This window comes from Mesorhizobium sp. M7A.T.Ca.US.000.02.2.1 (genome assembly GCF_003996995.1).
In the GTDB taxonomy this organism is placed as follows: Bacteria; Pseudomonadota; Alphaproteobacteria; order Rhizobiales; family Rhizobiaceae; genus Mesorhizobium.
Genome location: NZ_RZTT01000589.1, coordinates 1 through 2,825 on the forward strand (window position 1 = coordinate 1; position 2,825 = coordinate 2,825).

Consider the following 2,825-nt stretch of genomic DNA (forward strand, 5'->3'; position numbering starts at 1 on the left):
TTACAGTTTTGTAACATAGGCGTGAGCAGGGTGACGGCGATCTGTCAGGGTGTTGCCGGAACCGATAGTCGACGCTGCCTTTGGCATGGACCAAGCCGCCGCGCCGCGCTATCCCTGCCGGCATGAAAAAAGGCGATCATCTCTTCCTTGTCGACGGCTCCGGCTACATCTTCCGTGCCTATCACGCGCTGCCGCCGCTGACCCGCAAATCCGACGGCCTGCCGGTCGGCGCCGTTTCCGGCTTCTGCAACATGCTGTGGAAGCTGATGCTCGACGCCCGCAACACCGATGTAGGCATTGTGCCGACGCATTTCGCCGTCATTTTCGATTATTCGTCGAAGACCTTCCGCAACGACCTCTACCCCGAATACAAGGCCAATCGCTCGGCACCGCCGGAAGATCTGATCCCGCAATTCGGCCTGATCCGCCAGGCGACCAGGGCGTTCAACCTGCCCTGCGTCGAGATCGAAGGCTACGAGGCCGACGATCTGATCGCCACCTATGCGAGGCTCGCCTGCGAAGCCGGCGGCGATACCACCATCATCTCCTCCGACAAGGACCTGATGCAGTTGGTTGGCGATACGGTCGCCATGTACGACCCGATGAAGGACCGCCAGATCGGCATTCCGGAAGTCATAGAAAAATGGGGCGTGCCGCCGGAGAAGATGGTCGACCTGCAGGCGCTGACCGGCGATTCGGTCGACAATGTGCCTGGTGTGCCCGGCATAGGGCCGAAGACGGCGGCGCAACTGCTCGAACAGTTCGGTGACCTCGACACGCTGCTGGCCCGGGCCGGCGAGATCAAGCAGGACAAGAGGCGCGAATCGATCATCGCCAATGCCGACAAGGCGCGCATTTCGCGTCAGCTGGTGACGCTGATGAACGATGTGCCGGTGACCGAGGGACTGGAGGATTTCGTCCTGCACGCGCCGGACGGCCCGAAGCTGATCGGTTTCTTGAAGACCATGGAATTCACGTCACTGACCCGCCGTGTGGCGGAAGCGACCAGCACCGAGGCCGGCGACGTCCAGGCCGTCGCGGTCACCGTCGAACGCGCCGATCATGCTCATGGCCCAGATGTCGGGGCCGGGTTGCCGCCGGTTGCCCGAAACGCGTCCGGCACTGAACCGGACCAAGCCGGGGGGACGGCGGAGACGTCAAAACAAGGCGATACCCCTTCCCTGCTCGCGGCACTGCGGCTGGAGCGCGCGGCCACCGGCAAGATCGATATTTCTGCCTATCATTGCATCCGCGATGTCTCGACCCTGAAAGCCTGGGTGGCCGAGGCACGGGAGGCGGGCATCGCCGCCTTCGATGTCCGGGCAACATCGGCTGATCCGATGCAGGCCGAACTCATCGGCATGGCCATCGCCACAGCGCCCGGCCGCGCCGCCTACATTCCTTTTGCCCACATGAGCGGCAATGGCGACCTGCTCGGTGGTGGCGCGCTCGAAAACCAGATTCCGCTGCGCGAGGCGCTGGCCGTGCTGAAACCGCTGCTCGAAGACCGATCGGTTCTCAAGGTGGCGCAGAATCTGAAATACGATCTTGTCATCATGAGCCGCTACGGCATCGATGTCGCGCCGTTCGACGACACCATGCTGATCTCCTACGTGCTCGATGCCGGCACGCCCCATGGTCATGGCATGGATGCGCTTGCCGAAAAGTGGCTCGGTCATACCCCTCTCCAACTCAAGGATGTGACCGGCTCGGGCAAAAGCTCCGTCGGTTTCGATCAGGTCGACATCGACAAGGCGACGGCTCATGCCGCTGAGGACGCCGATGTGACGCTTCGGCTCTGGCTGGTGCTGAAACCGCGGCTTGCCGCCAAGGGCCTGGTGTCTGTCTATGAGCGGCTGGAGCGGCCGCTGGTGCCGGTGCTGGCGCGCATGGAACAGCGCGGCATCTCGGTCGACCGGCAGATCCTGTCACGGCTCTCAGGCGAACTGGCGCAGGGCGCCGCTCGCCTTGAAGAGGAAATCTACCAGCTCATCGGCGAACGCATCAACATCGGCTCGCCAAAGCAGCTCGGCGACATCCTGTTCGGGCGCATGGGCCTGCCCGGCGGTTCCAAGACCAAGACCGGCCAGTGGTCGACGTCGGCGCAGCTTCTCGAAGATCTCGCCGCGGAAGGCCACGAACTGCCGCGCAAGATCGTCGACTGGCGCCAGCTGACCAAGCTGAAATCGACCTATACCGATGCGCTGCCCGGCTTCATCCATCCCGACACCAAGCGCGTCCACACGTCCTACGCGCTGGCCGCGACGACGACGGGACGCCTGTCGTCCTCCGACCCGAACCTGCAGAACATCCCGGTGCGCACCGCCGAAGGCCGCAAGATCAGGACCGCCTTCATCACCGACAAGAGCCACCGCCTGGTCTCTGCCGACTACAGCCAGATCGAGCTGCGGGTGCTCGCCCATGTCGCCGAAATCCCGCAATTGCGGCAGGCTTTCGCCGACGGCGCCGACATCCACGCCATCACCGCGTCGGAGATGTTCAACGTGCCGGTCGAGGGCATGCCTTCGGAAGTCCGCCGCCGCGCCAAGGCGATCAATTTCGGCATCATCTACGGCATTTCGGCCTTCGGTCTCGCCAATCAGCTGTCGATCCCGCGCGAGGAGGCCGGCAACTACATCAAGAAATATTTCGAGCGCTTCCCCGGCATCCGCGATTACATCGAGGAGACCAAGGCCTATGCCCGCGAGCATGGCTTTGTCGAAACGATCTTCGGCCGCCGCATCCATTACCCCGACATAAGATCGTCCAATCCCTCGCTCCGCGCGTTCAACGAGCGCGCCTCGATCAACGCCCGCCTGCAAGGC

General features: G+C 63.3%; 1 protein-coding gene. It reads left to right on the plus strand.

Features of this window, described 5'->3' with window-relative positions:
• Nucleotides 1-122 precede the first annotated feature (122 nt).
• Nucleotides 123-2,825, plus strand: a 2,703-nt coding sequence (gene polA, locus EOD15_RS32085) for a DNA polymerase I (RefSeq protein WP_185929134.1), incomplete at its 3' end; no start/stop codon positions are given.